This window comes from Streptomyces sp. BHT-5-2, assembly GCF_019774615.1.
In the GTDB taxonomy this organism is placed as follows: Bacteria; Actinomycetota; Actinomycetes; order Streptomycetales; family Streptomycetaceae; genus Streptomyces.
This window is the reverse complement of the sequence record NZ_CP081497.1, coordinates 2009921-2026302: the sequence shown is the minus strand read 5'-3', so window position 1 is coordinate 2026302 and position 16382 is coordinate 2009921. Positions and strand designations below refer to the sequence as shown.

15 protein-coding genes are annotated in these 16382 nt (G+C 73.5%); 5 read left to right on the top strand and 10 right to left on the bottom strand.

Annotated elements, in window-relative coordinates; all coding sequences use genetic code 11:
- Window positions 1-96: 96 nt before the first annotated feature.
- The 4 genes from K2224_RS36650 to hydA form a co-directional block, all read right to left on the bottom strand.
- Window positions 97-1020 carry an RNA polymerase sigma-70 factor gene (locus K2224_RS36650; RefSeq protein WP_221911418.1) on the bottom strand — a complete coding sequence of 308 codons (924 nt, stop codon included), beginning with the start codon at window positions 1018-1020 and terminating at the stop codon, window positions 97-99.
- Window positions 1021-1175: 155 nt separating this feature from the next.
- On the bottom strand, window positions 1176-1814 hold the full coding sequence (locus K2224_RS36645) for an endonuclease (RefSeq protein WP_221911417.1): 639 nt from the start codon (window positions 1812-1814) through the stop codon (window positions 1176-1178).
- Between the two features lie 122 nt (window positions 1815-1936).
- Entirely contained in the window at window positions 1937-2953 is a 1017-nt protein-coding gene (locus K2224_RS36640; protein WP_221911416.1) for a TIGR03842 family LLM class F420-dependent oxidoreductase, read from the bottom strand.
- An 11-nt stretch (window positions 2954-2964) separates the two neighbouring features.
- Window positions 2965-4356 (bottom strand): dihydropyrimidinase, encoded by a 1392-nt coding sequence (gene hydA, locus K2224_RS36635; RefSeq protein ID WP_221911415.1) that lies wholly within the window; start codon window positions 4354-4356, stop codon window positions 2965-2967.
- 333 nt (window positions 4357-4689) lie between these two features.
- Here hydA and K2224_RS36630 point away from each other — a divergent pair, with 333 nt between their 5' ends.
- Together K2224_RS36630 and K2224_RS36625 are read left to right on the top strand one after the other, a co-directional pair.
- The gene (locus K2224_RS36630) at window positions 4690-5574 is read left to right on the top strand and encodes an ABC transporter substrate-binding protein (RefSeq protein ID WP_221911414.1); all 885 of its coding nucleotides are present in this window, start codon (window positions 4690-4692) and stop codon (window positions 5572-5574) included.
- Between the two features lie 113 nt (window positions 5575-5687).
- Window positions 5688-6524 (top strand): heparin lyase I family protein, encoded by an 837-nt coding sequence (locus K2224_RS36625; protein ID WP_221911413.1) that lies wholly within the window; start codon window positions 5688-5690, stop codon window positions 6522-6524.
- A 111-nt stretch (window positions 6525-6635) separates the two neighbouring features.
- Here the strand turns inward: K2224_RS36625 and K2224_RS36620 are convergent, their stop codons facing one another.
- From K2224_RS36620 to K2224_RS36605, 4 genes are all read right to left on the bottom strand, one after another.
- On the bottom strand, window positions 6636-7952 hold the full coding sequence (locus K2224_RS36620) for an aspartate aminotransferase family protein (protein ID WP_221911412.1): 1317 nt from the start codon (window positions 7950-7952) through the stop codon (window positions 6636-6638).
- Window positions 7949-8791, bottom strand: a complete 843-nt coding sequence (locus K2224_RS36615; RefSeq protein ID WP_221911411.1) for a nitrilase-related carbon-nitrogen hydrolase — start codon at window positions 8789-8791, stop codon at window positions 7949-7951. The genes K2224_RS36620 and K2224_RS36615 overlap by 4 nt, the downstream gene beginning before the upstream one ends.
- A gap of 134 nt (window positions 8792-8925) precedes the next feature.
- The gene (locus K2224_RS36610; protein ID WP_260693696.1) at window positions 8926-10380 is read right to left on the bottom strand and encodes a hypothetical protein; all 1455 of its coding nucleotides are present in this window, start codon (window positions 10378-10380) and stop codon (window positions 8926-8928) included.
- A gap of 156 nt (window positions 10381-10536) precedes the next feature.
- On the bottom strand, window positions 10537-10716 hold the full coding sequence (locus K2224_RS36605) for a hypothetical protein (RefSeq protein WP_260693924.1): 180 nt from the start codon (window positions 10714-10716) through the stop codon (window positions 10537-10539).
- Window positions 10717-10837: 121 nt separating this feature from the next.
- Here K2224_RS36605 and K2224_RS36600 point away from each other — a divergent pair, with 121 nt between their 5' ends.
- A complete protein-coding gene (locus K2224_RS36600) occupies window positions 10838-11269 on the top strand; it encodes a MarR family winged helix-turn-helix transcriptional regulator (protein ID WP_221911410.1) in 432 nt (143 codons plus the stop codon).
- Window positions 11270-11301: 32 nt separating this feature from the next.
- Here K2224_RS36600 and K2224_RS36595 read toward each other — a convergent pair whose 3' ends face one another.
- The gene (locus K2224_RS36595) at window positions 11302-12495 is read right to left on the bottom strand and encodes an RNA-guided endonuclease TnpB family protein (RefSeq protein ID WP_221911409.1); all 1194 of its coding nucleotides are present in this window, start codon (window positions 12493-12495) and stop codon (window positions 11302-11304) included.
- A gap of 156 nt (window positions 12496-12651) precedes the next feature.
- On the opposite strand from K2224_RS36595, the gene K2224_RS36590 reads away from it, so the two are divergent.
- The gene (locus tag K2224_RS36590; protein ID WP_221911408.1) at window positions 12652-14115 is read left to right on the top strand and encodes an MFS transporter; all 1464 of its coding nucleotides are present in this window, start codon (window positions 12652-12654) and stop codon (window positions 14113-14115) included.
- 83 nt (window positions 14116-14198) lie between these two features.
- Complete coding sequence (locus tag K2224_RS36585) at window positions 14199-14753, top strand: isochorismatase family protein (RefSeq protein WP_221911407.1); 555 nt, start codon at window positions 14199-14201, stop codon at window positions 14751-14753.
- On the opposite strand, the gene K2224_RS36580 is transcribed toward K2224_RS36585, so the two are convergent.
- Entirely contained in the window at window positions 14734-16254 is a 1521-nt protein-coding gene (locus K2224_RS36580; protein ID WP_221911406.1) for an amidase, read from the bottom strand. The two genes, K2224_RS36585 and K2224_RS36580, sit on opposite strands and share 20 nt — an antisense overlap.
- Window positions 16255-16382: the final 128 nt, after the last annotated feature.

Below are 16382 nucleotides of genomic sequence, written 5' to 3'. Positions count from 1 at the left end.
CAGGCACGACGACAGCTGCATGGGCACATCATAGGGGCCGCTGCCGGCGGCGACCACGGGATATCGCGGCTGACCCACTGCCGGAGCGCCAGAGCATCAACTACCCTGCCGTCGCGCCTGCTTCAGCTCCCGGTCGACGGCCCAGGCATCGGCGACCGGCCCCAAGTGGCCGAGCTTGTCGGGATTGAGCACCAAGCGGATGTCCTGGATCCGGCCGTCGAGGACATCGAGGGTCAGGGCGTGCAGCACCCTGCCGTCCCGGTCGTGGAAGAGGGCGCCGGGCTGGCCGTTGATCTCCCGCGGCTCGGCGGTCACCTCGATCCGGGCCAGCCAGGGGAAGACGGCAGCCAGCAGCCGGGCCACGTTCTCGGCGCCGACGACGGCGCGGGCCAGCTGCGGGGCCCGGCCGCCGCCGTCGCCGGCCATCGACACATCGGCGGCGAGCAGTTCCCGGAGGCCGTCGAGGTCGCCCTCGCGGAGGGCGCCGACGAACCGTGCCGCCAGCTCCCGGCGCTCCTGCCGGTCCGCCGTGAACCGCGGCCGCCGGTCCGCCATGTGGCGCCGGGCGCGCACCAGCAGCTGCCGGCACGCCGCCTCCGAACGCCCCACCGCCGCGGCGACCTCGTCGAACCCGAAGCCGAAGGCGTCCCGCAGCACGAACACCGCCCGCTCCAGCGGGCTGAGCCGCTCCAGCAGCAACAGCGCCGCCACCGACACCGAGTCGGTCAGCTCCGCCGAGCGCACCGGGTCCTGGTACGGATCGTTCAACAGCGGTTCGGGGAACCACGGGCCGACGTACTCCTCGCGCCGCACCCGTGCGGAGCGCAGCACATCGATCGCGATCCGGGTCACCGCGGTCGACAGGAAGGCCCGGGTCGAGGCGGGCCGGGTCGAGACGGCGTCGAAGCGCAGCCAGGTCTCCTGCACCGCGTCCTCGGCCTCGGCCACACTGCCCAGAATCCGGTAGGCGATCGAGAACAGCAGCGGCCGCAGTTCCTCGAACTCCTCGACCTTGCTCATGCCGCATCCTCCCCCTGGGGCCCGGCCGCCCGGCGCCGGGTGCCGGCGCGGCCACGGCCCGGTGATCGTCCGGGCCGTCGGCGGGCAACAGTACGCCGGGGCGCGGGGTCCGGCGGAACCGCCCCGGCTCCCGGGGCACGGGCACGGGCCGCGTGTTACGCGGACTGGAGCTCCCGGACGGCGTGTTCGGACCGGCCGACGCGGGTCAGGGCCGCGGCCAGCCGGGCGTGGTCCTTCGGGGGCACCAGGTCACCGAGGCCGCGCGGGGTGTGCGGCAGCCCCAGTTCGCGCGCGGTCCCGCAGGTCCGCTCGTCGAAGAAGGGGCGCAGCCCCGGCCAGACCGCCTGGGCCTCGCGGCAGAAGATGTCCGCGCCGACCGGCCCGATCCGGGGGACCTCCCTGAGCAGCTCCCGGAGCTTGGCGGGGTCGCCGTCGGCCTCCTGCCACATCCGCCGGAGGTCGCCGTGCCAGCGGTCGAGCACCAGCTCCGCCCCGTTGGCCAGGGTGGTCGCGGTGCTCTCGTCGTAGCGGACGTAGCGGGCTCGGCCGAGCGCGTCCACCCGGTCCTGCCAGGCGGAGTCGGCCATCGCCCGTGGTGTGCGCCAGCCCGCCGCGAACAGCTCCCGGGCGGCGGCGGTGGCGATCTCGGCCTTGATCCGGATCGAGCACAGCACCGTGAGGACCAGCAGCTGGTACAGCGGTGCGGGCTTGTCGCGGAGCGTGATGCCGGCTTCCTCGGCGAAGGTCCGGCCGTGTTCGGACAGCAGCTGGGAGACGATCTCGGTGGTCTTCATCGTGCACCTCTGTCTCCATGGTGCACCTCGTACGGCTCCGCGCCATGTCGCCGTGGTCGGCACCCCGGTCCTGCCGTGTGCGGCGGGCGGCGGCAACCGGGCCGCCGCCCACCGGGCCCGCTTCAGTCCCGCAGGGCGGGGACGACGCTTGCCCCGTAGCCGTCGATGACCTGCTCGCGGGCGTCGTGCATGGCGTAGAGCGCGAACTGGTCGACGCCCAGGGCCTTGAGCCGGCGCAGCTTGTCGATGTGCTGCTCCGCGGTGCCGATGACGCAGAACCGGTCGACGATCTCGTCGGGGACGAAGGCGGTGTCGGGGTTCCCGGCGCGGCCGTGGTGAGCGTAGTCGTAGCCGTCGCGTCCCTTGATGTAGTCGGTGAGGGCCTCGGGGACGGCGGCGGAGTGCTCGCCGTACCGGGCGACGAGGTCCGCGACGTGGTTGCCGACCATGCCGCCGAACCAGCGGCACTGCTCACGGGCGTGGGCCAGCGCGGCGGGTGAGGTGTCGTCGGTGAGGTAGGCGGGTGCGGCCACGCAGACCTTCACCGACGACGGGTCGCGGCCGGCGGCGGTCGCGGCGTCCCGGACCGCCTTGACCATCCACTCCGTCAGATACGGGTCGGCGAGCTGGAGGATGAAGCCGTCCGCCTCCCGGCCGGCCAGAGCCAGCGCCTTCGGGCCGTAGGCCGCCATCCACACCGGCAGGTGGCCGTCCCGCACCCAGGGGATCCGCAGGGTGCGGCCCTCCACCTCGGCCTCCCGGCCCTCGGCCAGCTCGCGGATGACGCGGCTCGCCTCCCCGAGCGTGGCCAGCGTGTTCGGCTTCCGGCCGGCGACCCGCATCGCCGAGTCGCCGCGGCCGATGCCGCACACCGTGCGGTTGCCGAACATGTCGTTGAGCGTCGCGAAGGTCGAGGCGGTCACCTCCCAGGTGCGGGTGCCCGGGTTGGTGACCATCGGTCCCACGACGAGGTCGGTGGTGTGTTCCAGGATCTGGCTGTAGATGACGAAGGGCTCCTGCCAGAGCACCGACGAGTCGAAGGTCCAGCCGTAGCGAAAGCCCTTGCTCTCCGCGCGCCGCATCAGCTCGACGACCGTCGATGCGGGCGGGTCCGTCTGCAGGACGATTCCGAAATCCACGCTGGGGCCTCCTAGTGCAGGTACTGACAGGTGGCGCGCGGCATGTACTGGCCATGGCCGGCGCGCCCGGTGAACTTCCGCCGGTCGATGACGAGTTCGCCGCGCGACAGGACGGTCTCCACCCGGCCGGTGACGCGCTTGCCCTCGTAGGCGGAGTAGTCGACGTTCATGTGGTGTGTGGCCGCCGAGATGACCTGCTCGGCGGTGGGGTCGTAGACGACCACGTCCGCGTCGGCGCCGGGGGCGATGGTGCCCTTCTTGCCGTACAGGCCGAACATCCGGGCCGGGGTGGCGCAGGCGATCTCGATCCAGCGGCGGCGGGTGAGGTGCCCGTCGACGACCGCCTGGTGGAGCAGGTCCATGCGGTTCTCCACGCCGGGCAGTCCGTTGGGGATCTTGGAGAAGTCGTCGCGGCCCAGCTCCTTCTGGCCGGCGAAGCAGAACGGGCAGTGGTCGGTGGAGACCACCTGGAGGTCGTCGGTGCGCAGCGCGCGCCAGAGCGCCGCCTGATGGTCGCGGGGCCGCAGTGGGGTGCTGCACACGTACTTGGCGCCCTCGAAGTCGGGCTCGGCGAGGTTGTCCGTGGAGAGGTAGAGGTACTGCGGGCAGGTCTCCCCGAAGACGGGCAGCCCCAGGTCGCGGGCGGCCGTCAGCTCCGCGACGGCCTCCTGTGCCGCCACGTGGACGACGTAGAGCGGGGCGCCGGCCACCCGGGCGAGCTGGATCGTGCGGTGCGTCGCCTCGGCCTCCAGCAGGGCCCTGCGCACCTCGCCGTGGTGGCGGGGGCCGGTCTCGCCGCGTTCCAGGGCCTGCCGCACCAGTACGTCGATGGCGATGCCGTTCTCGGCGTGCATCATGATCAACCCGCCGTTGTCCGCGGCCCGTTGCATCGCCCGCAGGATCTGCCCGTCGTCGCTGTAGAAGACGCCCGGGTACGCGGTGAAGAGCTTGAACGAGGTCACGCCCTCGCTCACCAGCCCGTCCATCTCACGCAGCGTCGAGGCGTTGACGTCGGAGAGGATCATGTGGAAGCCGTAGTCGATGGCGCACTGGGCGTCGGCCTTGGCGTGCCACAGGTCCAGCCCCTCGCGCAGCGACTGACCGACGGACTGGATCGCGAAGTCGATGATGCTGGTGGTGCCGCCCCAGGCCGCCGCGCGGGTCGCGGACTCGAAGGTGTCGGAGGAGATCGTCCCGCCGAACGGCATCTCGATGTGGGTGTGGACGTCGACGCCGCCCGGGATGACGTACTTGCCCGAGGCGTCGATGACGCGGTCGGCGGTCCACTCCTGTGTGCCGGAGGAGGCGACGGCCACGATGCGGCCGCCCTCGATCAGGACGTCGGCGTGCATTTCCTCGGCGGCGGTGATCACCAGTCCGCCCCGGACGACCGTACGGCTCATCTCGGCTCCCTACCTGACGGCACGTCAAAGCTGGTCTACACCCGTAGATTCCGGACGGGAAGCAGACACCGTAGAAGCATGTCACCCAAGGTGGCAATACCGTGACGAAGGATCAGCCGTCGGGCGGATGTCGGGACGGCGGTCAGCCGGGTGGTTGAACGGGGGCGCGCGAGGGGTCGGGGGCCGGGCCCGGGAGGGGTGCGGGGGCGGCCGGATGGGCAGGTAACAGACTCCGGAACCCACAACTTCGAAAGTCATTGAGGAACCACACCTTCACAATCGGCACTAAGGGCGTCGAAAAGCGCACAGATGATGTCAGAAAGGCGATGCGTCATGGAGCAGAGCACACCGTGGGAGTTCTCCGACGACCGCGGGCGCCTGGTGGTGGCCGGAGCACGGCCGGAACGGATCGCGGCGTACATACAGGCGGGAGCCACGCTGTGGGACCACGGCATCCGTCCGGTGGGCCTGTTCGGCTCCCAGCACGACGGGGTGGCGGCCGACCCGGCCAAGGCCGGCGACCTGCCGCTGGCCGAGACCCGCTACCTCGGCTCGGGCGCCGCGCTGCGCCCGGACACGCTGCTGGAGGTCCGCCCGGACCTCGTGGTGGCGGTGACCTACGACGGCGAGCAGGTCTACGGACTGGAGGCGAAGACCGCACAGGAGGTGGAGGAAAAGGTCCCGGTGGCCACCGTCGCGGTGGGACCGGGCCGCAGCCTGGCCGAGGTCCGGGAGCGCTTCGCGGCGCTGGCCGGCTCCCTGGGGCACGGCGAACCGCTCGTCATGGCGAGGGAGTTGGACGCCGCCGAGGACGCGCTGCGGCAGGCGACCGGCGGCCCGGTGCGCCCGCGGGTGGTGGCACTGTCCCCCGCCGGGCCGGACAAGGTGCACCTGGCCCGGCCGGGCACCTGGCCGGATCTGCGGGCGCTGGCCGAGCACGGCGTCGAGCTGCCCGAGCCGATGGCCGGCGCCGGCAGCAACTGGTCGACGGTCGGCTGGGCGGAGGCCGCCGCGCTCGCCCCGGACGTGGTCCTGATCGACGTACGGGCCAACGCCACCCGGGTCGAGGCGCTGCGGACGGACGAGAACTGGCGGGCGCTCGAAGCCCGCGTGCGGCTGCTGCCCTGGAATCCCGAGGCGCCGGTCAGCCGGCGCGCGCACACCCGCTTCTTCACCGAGGTGGCCGACGCGGTGCGCGCGGCCGCCGCCCGGAGATAGCCCCCAGGAGCCCTCGGTGCGGTGGCGGTGGGGCGTCCGCGCACCCCCTTGACGGCATCTGGAAACAAACCTAACTTTCACTCCCGTCCCATCCCCCACGTCGGGAGTCCGCCATGAAGCGACCCCTAACCCCCCACCTGCGCAAGGGCGTTGTCCTCGCGGCCGGCCTCGCGCTGACCTGCGCCTGCTCGACGGTCGCACACCAGGCCCCGGCCGCGGCCCGCACCGGTGACGCGCCCCCGGCCACCGGCCGGCACGCGGCGACGCTGTGGCGCGCCGACCCGGCCCGCGGCTCGGCCGACTTCGAGGGCACGGAGACCAAGCCGGGCACGGTGCGAGCGGTCGACGACCCGGCCGGCCGGCACGGGAACTCCTTCGAGCTGCACACCTCCGGCAAGAAGATCGACGGCCCCACCCGGGTGCGGGTGGAGACCCGCGGCCACCGCACCGGCGCCGGCCCGCTGCGCTTCTCCCGGGACGGCGACGTCTACTACGTCGGCTGGCGCTCGATGTGGGGCCCGCTGCCGACGAAGAAGGGCGACTGGGTGGTCCTGTGGCAGCTCAAGGACTACGGCTCGGGCGCCGCCACCCCGCCGCTGTCGCTGCGCGCCCGCGGTGACGGCACCGTCGACCTGGAGTACTGCGACCCGGAACTGCGGACCACACAGCTCTGGCACACCCCGCTCACCCTCCACACCTGGCACGACTTCGTCATCGGCATCAAGGTCTCGAAGGACCCGGCCCGCGGCTGGGTGCGGCTGTGGCACGACGGCACGCCCCAGCAGCTGCCCGGCGGCACCGAGCAGTACCGCGCGGCGACCCTGCGCGGCGACTGGGTCACCGACAAGTGGGGCGTCTACCGCTCCGACGGCATCGAGGGACCGGCCACCGCCTGGCTGAACAGCCCTGCGGTGGGCCGGAGTTACCGGGACGTCGCGCCGGCCGACTGATCGACCGGCCGATCCACCGTCCCGCGGTTCGAGGCGGGGCCCGAAAGGCCGGGTCGCACCGGACGGGAATCCGGTGCGGCCCGGCGGACGGGAGCCCGGCGCGGGGACGCCCTACGGCGCGTCCGCGAGCTGATGCTGCGTCCACCGCAGGGCGTCGGCGAGCAGTTCCGCGCCCTGCTCGGCCTCGGCGACGGTGAGCGTCATCGGCGGGGCGATGCGGAGCGCGGCGCCGCCCGCGCCACCCTTGCCGATCAGCAGGCCGCGCTCCCGGGCCGCCTCCAGCACCAGCGCGGCGGCCTGCGGCGAGCGCTCGTCGGTGCCCGGCCGGACCAGCTCGACCCCGATCATCAGGCCCCGGCCGCGGACCTCCCGCACCACGTCCAGGCCCGCCGCCACGGCCCGCAGCCGCTCGATGAGCAGGCCGCCGACCCGCCGGGCGTTGCCCTGGAGGTCGTGTTCGAGGAGGTAGCCGAGGTTGGCCAGGCCCGCGGCCATGGTGATCGGGCTGCCGCCGAAGGTCGAGATGGAGTTGGCCGGCAGGCAGTCCATGATCTCGGCGCGGGCCACCACCCCGCCGAGGGACATGCCGTTGCCGATGCCCTTGGCGAAGGTGAGCACGTCGGGCGGGCCGTTCCCGGCGTGTGCCTGCCAGCCCCAGAAGTGGTCCCCGGTGCGCCCCCAGCCGGTCTGCACCTCGTCGCTGATCCACAGGATGCCCTCGCGGGCCAACACCTCGCGGAACGCCGCGTACAGCCCGTCCGGCGGGGCGGTGAACCCGCCGACGCCCTGCACCGGTTCGGCGATCAGCGCGGCGACCCCGCCCGCGGTCTGCTGGAGCATGTCCTCCAGGTCCGCTACGCAGGCGGCGATGTACTCCGCGTCGTCCAGGTGCGCGTACGGGCCGCGGGAGCGCACCCCGCCGTGGACGTAGAGGGTCTGGATCGGCGAGAGGCTGGTGGGCGACCAGCTCTGGTTGCCGGTGATGCCGATGGTGGAGAAGGAACGGCCGTGGTAGCTGTTGCGCATCGCCAGGACCTGGTTGGACCGGCGGTGGGTGGTGGCCAGCAACAGCGCGGCGTCGTTGGCCTCGGTGCCGGAGGTGGTGAAGAAGACCCGGGCGTCGGGGATGCCGGAGAGCGCGGCGATCCGCTCCGCCAACTCGACCATGGGACGGGAGAGGTAGAGCGTGGAGGTGTGCAGGATCCGGCCGGCCTGCTCGCTCACCGCCTTCGTCACCTCGGGCAGGGCGTGCGCGGTCATGGTGGTGAGGATGCCGCCGAAGAAGTCGAGGTAGCGGTTGCCCTCGGCGTCCCAGACGTGCCGGCCCTCGCCGTGGGTGAGCTCCAGCGGGTGCTCGTAGTAGAGGCTCAACCAGGACGGCATCACGGCCCGGTGGCGGGCGTGCAGGCTGCCGGGGTCGGGCGTCACGGCTGGACCAGCCCCTCGTACGCGTCGGGGCGGCGGTCGCGGTAGAACGCCCACTGCCGGCGGACCTCGTCGATCAGGCCGAAGTCCAGGTCGCGGACGACCAGTTCCTCCTTGGTGTCGCTGGCCGGCTCGCCGACGAACTGCCCGCGCGGGTCGACGAAGTAGCTGGAGCCGTAGAACTCGTTGTCGCCGTACTCCTCCACGCCGACGCGGTTGATGGCGGCGACGAAGTACTCGTTGGCGACGGCCGCGGCGGGCTGCTCCAGCTTCCACAGGTAGCCGGAGAGGCCGCGCGAGGTGGCGGAGGGGTTGTAGACGAGCTGGGCGCCGTTGAGGCCCAGTTGGCGCCAGCCCTCGGGGAAGTGGCGGTCGTAGCAGATGTAGACGCCGATCCGGCCCACGGCGGTGTCGAAGACCGGCCAACCGACGTTGCCCGGGCGGAAGTAGTACTTCTCCCAGAAGCCCTTGACCTGCGGGATGTGGTGCTTGCGGTACTTGCCGAGGACGGTACCGTCGGCGTCGATGACGGCCGCGGTGTTGTAGTAGAAGCCGGACTGCTCGATCTCGAAGACCGGGACGACGATCACCATCCCGGTCTCCCGGGCGAGGTCCTGCATCCGGCGGACGGTCGGGCCGTCCGGCACCGGCTCGGCCCAGCGGTAGTGCTCCGGCTCCTGGACCTGGCAGAAGTACGGGGCGTTGAAGACCTCCTGGAAGCCGATCACCTTCGCGCCCTGCGCGGCCGCCGCCCGGGCGTGCTCCTCATGCTTCGCGATCATCGATTCGGTGTCGCCGGTCCAGGTCGCCTGGACCAGTGCGGCACGCACAACATCGGCCATGGGCTGCTCCTTTGTCGCTGCGTCGGCCCGCCGCGCGTGGATGTCTACGCGTGTGGAGGCGACGGTAAGCCGCGTCATCGGGTGTGGCAAGACCATCTCGTGGAGCGGCGCGGCGCGGTGGAGCCTGGAGCCGGTCAGGGCGCGGCGGTGAGGCCGGCGGCGCGCAGGGCGTGTGCGAGGTCGCGGTGGCGGTCCCGGGAGACGGCGCGGGCCGCGGCCAGCAGCAGCGGCCCGAGGGCGCCGGGGTCCGCCGCGGCCAGCGCGGCCGCCTCGTCGGGGGTGCGGGACCTGGCCACCCCGGCCAGCAGTTCCCCGGCCTGGCCGGGGCGACCGAGGTCGAGCAGGGCCAGCGCGGTCGCCGCGACCTCGGCCACGGGGCGGGCCACGCTCTGCCGGAGCAGCGTCGTACCGTCGGCGGAGCGGCCCGCGGCGGCCAGCGCGTCGGCGGCGGCGGCGAGCCCGGCGGGCGGCAGACCGGCCGCCTCCCAGAGCAGGACCGGGACGTCGGAGGCGAGGCCGACGTCCTCCAACGCGGCGAGGAGGAGGGGGAGTTCAGGGGCCGGGCGGGTCGCGGCGGCGCACAGTTCGGCGTGTGCGGGGCCGGTCGCGCCGGTAGCGCGGAGTCGGGCGAGGCGGTGCGCGGTGGCGGTGGCGACACGACGGGCCTCGGGGGCGGGTCCGGGGTCGGCGGGCGGGGCGTCGTCGGGTGCGCCACTCTCCGCGTCCGGTGCGGCGTACGCCCCGGCGAAGCGGGCGCCGCGCGGGGCCGGTCGGGGCGCGGCGGCGGGCCGCGCCGTGGGGGGCTCGACGGTCACCGGGTCGGCGTACGACGGCCCGTCCGACAGCTCCAGCCCGGCGAACCGCGCGCCCCGGGGGCGGGCCGTCCGCGCCCCGGCCCGGGGGCGGACGGCCGCGGCGGGCGCCTCGGGGTCGGCCTCGACGGGTAAGCCCGGGACGGCTTCGGCGGGTGGCTCGGGGCCGGCCTCGACGGATAGGTGCGGGACGGCTTCGCCGGGCGCGCCCGGACGCATTTCCGCGGGTGGTCCCGGGACGCCCGCCGCGGGGTCGACCCCCGGGCCCGGCCGGTCCGGCAGCGCCGCCAGGCGGGCCCGCAGTTCCCGCACCCGGGCCTGTGCGCGCGCCAGGTCGTCCCGGGCCCAGGCCAGTTCCCGGGAGAGCTGCGCCCCCTCGGGCGGACCGGCGGCGGTCCGGGCGACGGCCTCCAGTTCGCGGGCGCGCCGGGCGGCCCGCTGTTGCTCGCGGAGCATCAGCTCCAGCCGCTCCCGGAGGGCGGGGCGGCTGCCGGGCCGGGCGTCGTGGTCGGCGACCGCACGGGCGTGCAGCAGTCTGGCGCGCGGCTCCGCGTCGCGTACCGCCCGCTCGCCATGGCGCGCCGCGAGATCGCGCAGCAGCGACTCCACCACGTCCCAGGGCGGCACCTCCCGGCCCTCCAGGCAGGCCCGCAGGCCCTCCGGGTCGCGCCGCGCGAAGACCCCGTACCACCCGGCCGCCGGGTCGAGCAGCCGCCCGAGACCGGTCAGGTACCGGCCTAACTCCCTCGCGGGCGGAAGGAGTTGCGTGTCCGTCACTGCCGTACCCTCCCCCTCCGGACCGGACTTCTCCGGCCTGCCCGCATTGGACACCCGGCATGTTTCGGGGAGGGTGACGTGCGTGCTACGGGGACTTTTCCGAATCCTCAGGCCGCTCGCACGTCACCCCTGGCCAGCCGGTCCCGCGCGTTCGCGTTACAGCAGGTGATCCGCCTTGCCCGCCTTCACGTCGCGGATCAACGTACGCAGCGCCTCTATCGAGTCGGTGAGGTAGCGATCCTCCTGGCCGCTGACGGCGATATAGGCGTTGCCTTCGGCAGGGGGCTGGCTCTCGTCGACGCGGTCTCCGCCGCCTGGGCAGTCGTGCCGCGCCACCCCGGCGGGAAGTCCGTCGTCGCCGGGGTCCGGCTGCACGGTGAGTGACACGGGCAACACCCGACAGGAAACTTGCAAGTTTTACTTGCAAGTTTCCCTGTCTTTCTTCTAGGCTCGACGCATGCCCGACAAGAATCAGGAACGGCTCGCCACCGACCTCGGCGCGACCGTGTCCCTGCTGATGCGCCGGCTGCGCGCCGCGTCGCCGCAGGGCGAACTGACCCCCACCCAGCGCGCGGTGCTGGCGCGGATCGACGCCGACGGACCGGCCACGATCGCGGCCCTGGCCCGCGCCGAACTGGTGCGCCCGCAGTCGATGCGGGTGACCGTCGGCGCGCTGGAGGAGCACCGGATACTCGCCCGCAGCCCACACCCCACCGACGGCCGCCAGGTGGTCTTCTCGCTCACCGACGAGGGCCGCCGGGTCCTCCGGGACGTCCGCGCCGCCAAGAACGACTGGCTCGCGGTGGCCATCGCCGACCGGCTTACCGGCGACGAACAGCGGACGCTGGCCGAGGCGACCGCGCTGATCCGACGGCTGACCGAGGATTGACTTCCTCCCCCCTCGTGAACGAGGGGGGATTCCTACGACTCGCGCCGTGGGATTTTCTGCTTCACCGCCGACTGCCCGCCCGGAGTTCTCCGTTGAGGTCTTACACCAGCTCCACAGACAGACGCCGTCAGCCCGACGGCCAGGAGGTTCTTCGCCGCGTTCACGTCCCGGTCATGGGTCGTGCCGCAGCTGCACGTCCAGGTGCGGACATGCAGCGGCATCTTCTCTTGAAGGGCGCCGCAGGCAGAGCACAGCTTGGAGGAGGGAAAGAAGCGGTCAACCGCGATCACTTCCCGCCCGCACCAGGAAGCCTTGTACTCCAGAAGACTCCGGAACTCGGCCCACGCCGCATCACTGATGGAGCGGGCCAGACTCCGGTTCCTGACCATGTTGCGCACGGTCAGATCCTCGATCACGAGCGTTTGGTTTTCGCGCACGAGCTTCGAGGTGAGTTTGTGCAGGTGATCACGCCGGCGGTCAGTGATCCGGGCATGGATGCGGGCAACTCTGCGCCGGGCCTTGGCCCGGTTCGCCGAGCCCTTGGCCTTGCGGGCAAGCTCCCGCTGAGCCCGAGCGAGCCGGGCCCGGTCGTGGCGTTCGTGCCTCGGGTTAGCGATCTTCTCCCCGGTGGACAGTGTCAGCAGGTGATCCAGACCGACATCGATCCCGACCGCCGTTTCCGCGGCCGGGAGCGGCTTCACGCTCGGGTCCTCGACCAGCATCGAGACGGACCAGCGCCCCGCACTGTCCTGGGAGACGGTCACCGTGGACGGCGACGCACCCTCTGGAAGCGGCCTGGACCACACGATGTCCAGAGGCTCGCGCATCTTGGCGAGCGTGAGGCGACCGTTCCGGTAGCGGAACGCGCTAGTGGTGTACTCGGCGGACTTCCGCGACTTCTTACGCGACTTGAACCGCGGGTACTTCGCCCGCTTGCCGAAGAAGTTGGCGAACGCCACTTGGAGGTGCCGCAAAGCCTGCTGGAGGGGAACCGAGGAGACCTCGTTGAGGTAGGCGAGTTCCTCGGTCTTCTTCCATGCCGTCAGCAGCGCCGACGTCTGGTTGTAGTTCACCCGCTCCTGCCGCGCCCACGCCTCGGTACGAGCCGCGAGCGCCATGTTGTAGACCTTCCGCACACACCCGAACGTGCGCGACAGCTCGGCTGCCTGCGCATCGGTCGGGTAGAAGCGGTACTTGAACGCCCGCTTCACGCGAGAGGTCGACATGCCTCACAAACTATCATGTCAACTTGTGTGCCACTGCGGGCGGTTGGCAGGGAAGGACGAATCTCCGGGCGGCGATTCGTCCTTCCCTGGCCTGCTCCGCAGGGGCTCCGTTTCCTCCCCCACGTACATGTGGGGGTATCCACGGAGGAAGCCACGATGAGCGCCCCCGACGCCCCGGACCGGGCCGCCGGTCGCGCCGCCGGAACCGCCGGCGAGCACCCCCAACTCCCTGCGGACGAGCCCAGCTTCGGTGCCCGCCTGATGACCCCGCTGCTGCTGGGGTCGCTCCTCAACCCCATCAACTCGACGATGATCGCCACCGCGCTGGTGGCCATCGGCCGGGACTTCCGGGTCGGCGCCGCCGGCACCGCCTGGCTGGTCTCGGCGATGTACCTCGCCAGTGCGGTGGGACAGCCGGCACTGGGCCGGATCGCGGACCGGATCGGGCCGCGGCGGGTCTTCGTCGGCGGCACCGTCGCGGTCTGCGCGGCGGGCATCCTCGGGGCGCTGGCGCCGGCCTTCGCCCTGCTGGTGGTCTCCCGGATCCTGCTCGGCGCCGGCACCGCGGCGGCCTACCCGGCGGCGATGGCGATGCTGCGGGCCGAGTCGCGGCGGGTGGGCCGGCCCACGCCCCGGAAGGTCCTCGGCCGGATCTCGCTGGCCGCGCTGGCCAGTGCGGCGGTCGGCCCGACCCTCGGCGGGCTGCTCGCCGCGACGGCGGGCTGGCGCGCGGTCTTCGCGGTCAACATCCCGCTCGCGCTGCTGGCGCTGGCCGGCGCCCTGGCGTGGCTGCCGGCCGACCGGGACACCCGGGCGGCGGCCGCGCCCGACGGGGCGGGCGGCCCGGCCCGGGGCTCCCTCGACCCGTTCGGCATCGCGCTCTTCGCCTCCGCGCTGACCTGCGCGATGTTCTTCCTGCTGCGGCTGGACGCGCCGCGCTGGCCACTGCTCGCGCCGACCGCGGTGCTGGCCGCCGTCCTGGTGTGGTGGCAGCTGCGCCACCCGCAGCCCTTCCTCGACCTGCGGATGCTGGCCCGCAACCGCCCGCTGGTGCTGACCTATCTGCGGCACGGCCTGGCCTACCTGCTCATCTACTGCGTCCTGTACGGCTTCAGCCAGTGGCTGGAGCAGGCGCACGGGCTCTCGTCCTTCCACGCCGGGCTGGTGATGCTGCCGATGTCCGGCGCGGCCGCGGTCTGCTCGCTGGCCGGGGCCCGGGCGAAGGGCGTCCGCGCGCCGCTGGCGGTCGCCGCGGTCTGTCTGATCGCGGGCAGCGCGGTCTTCCTGCTGCTGCGCGGCAGCAGTGCGCTGCCGGTGCTGCTGGTCGCCGCGGCGCTGTTCGGCATCCCCCAGGGGCTGGCCTCCACCGGCAACCAGGCCGCCGTCTACGCCCAGGCACCGGCCGACGGCGTGGGCGCGGCCGCCGGGCTCCAGCGCACCGCCCAGTACCTCGGCGCGATCACCGCGGCCAGTCTGATCGGCCTGGTGTACGGGCCCCGCGCCACGGACGCGGGGCTGCACGCCATCGCGCTGACCGGCGCGGTCCTGGGCGTGCTGCTGCTCGTCCTCACGCTCGCCGACCGCAGCCTGCGCACCACCGGCCACCGGGCCCTCGGCTGATCACCTCTCGACAGCCGTTCCCCGACGAGCGCTTCCCTCACCGATCGACCCTCCCAACCACCTCTCCACACCCAGGAGTTACCGTGCCCGCAAGCGTTCTCGACCCGACCTCCGCGCTCGTGCTGATCGACCTTCAGAAGGGCATCACCGCGCTGCCCACCGTCCACCCCGCCGACGAGGTCGTGGCCCGCGGGGCCCGGCTGGCGGCGGCGTTCCGCGCCCGCGGGCTGCCGGTCGTCCTGGTGAACGTCACCGGCGGGGCGCCGGGCCGCACCGAGGCCGGGCGGGCCGGCGGCGGCACCCTGCCGGCCGACTGGGCGGAGCTGGTCCCCGAGCTGGACCGGCAGCCGGGCGACCTGCTCGTCACCAAGGAGCGGTGGGGCGCCTTCCACGGCACCGGGCTGGACGCGGAGCTGCGTCGGCGCGGGGTCACCCAGCTCGTGTTCGGCGGAATCGCCACCAGCGTCGGGGTGGAGTCCAGCGCCCGGGCCGCGCACGAGCACGGCTACCACGTCACCGTCGCCGTCGACGCGGTGACCGACCTCGACCCGGAGGCGCACCGCAACAGCGTGCAGCGGATCTTCCCGCGGCTGGGCGAGACCGACACCACGGAGGCGCTCATCGGCCTTCTGGGCTGACGTCGGCGGTCGGCGCGGGGTGTCCGTCGGGGCGCCGCTCGTGCCACCGCAGGGCGTCCTGGAGCTGGGCGGCCAGCGAGATCAGTCGGGGTTCGGCGTGTGCCGGGCCGAGCAGCTGGGCGCCCAGCGGCAGCCCGTCCGTGCTGAAGCCGGCCGGGACGCTGAGACCGGGCCAGCCCAGCACGTTCCACGGCCAGGCGTACGGGCAGGCCGCGATCATGGCCTTGTCGGTCTGCCAGCCGCTGAGCCGGGCGAGGGTGCCGACGCGCGGCGGCGGCGTCGCGGTGGTCGGCGTCAGCAGGACGTCGTAGCGGCCGAACAGCATGCCGATGCGGCGCTGTTGCCGCCGTTCCACGGCCCGGGCGCGGCGCAGCGGCGGGCCGCCGAGGAGCCGGCCCAGCCGGGCCGCCCCCTGGGTGCGGCGGTCCAGCAGCCGCGGGTCGGGGACCCGGGTCGCCCATTCGCCGACGCCGGCCGTGGCGCGCGGGACGAAGGCCAGCCCGACCAGCCCGTAGTCCGGTTCGGCCTCCTCGACGAAGTGGCCGAGGCCGGCCAGGGTGCGGGCCACCGCGGTCACCGCGTCCCGGACGTCGGGGTGCAGCGGTTTGCGGGTGAAGGTGGCGGCGGGCTTCCAGGAGAGCGCGATGCGCAGCCGCCCGGGGTCGCGACCGGCCGCCTCCCGGGCCGCGACGGCCGGTGGCCGGTGCAGGTCCCCGGCGTGGTTGCCGCTGGCGACGTCCAGCAGCAGGGCGGCGTCCTCGACGGTGCGGGCCAGCGGGCCGATGCCGGTGATGCCCTGGAACGCCTCCGGGTCGGGCCAGGTCGAGATCCGGCCGCGCTGGGGCTTGATGCCGACGAGGTGGGACCAGGCGGCGGGGATCCGGACCGAGCCGGCGCCGTCGGTGCCGAGCGCGGCGGGGACCATTCCGGCGGCGACGGCGGCGGCCGAGCCGCCGGAGGATCCGCCGGGGGTGTGCGCGAGGTTCCAGGGGTTGCGGGTCTCGCCGAAGGCCGGGCCCTCGGTGAACGGCCACTGGCCCAGCTCGCAGGCGTTGGTCTTGCCGACGATGACCGCGCCGGCCGCGCGCAGCCGCCGGACCACCTCGGCGTCCTGCTGCTTGGGCGGGAACTCCCCGGCGCAGCCGAACGCGGTGGGTTCGCCCGCCACGTCGGTGTCGTCCTTGACCGCGACCGGCACGCCGAGCAGCGGCAGCCGCTCGCCGGCGGCGAGCCGGCGGTCCGCCTCGGCGGCCTCGGTGAGCGCCGCCTCGGACCGGATCCGGCGGAAGGCGTTGACGGTGTCCTGGGTGGCCGCGATGCGGTCCAGGCAGCGCTGCGTCAGGGCGACGGCGGTGACCCGGCCTTCGGCCAGGGCCCGGGCCTGCTCGGTGAGCCCCTCCCACTGTCCGTCCAGGCGCCCGGACGGGGCGGCGGGCCCCGGGCGACGGGGGCGTTCCGGGGACCGCCCGGCCCGGCGTTCATGGTTCTCGTCGACGCTCACGGTGCGTGCCCTCCCTGGGACCGCTCACTCGAACGAACGGTTCCAGGAGGCTAATCGGCACCGCGGGGGGCGGCAACGACGCCGCGCGGCACGACACATCGACGACACACGGACGGCACACACGGCCC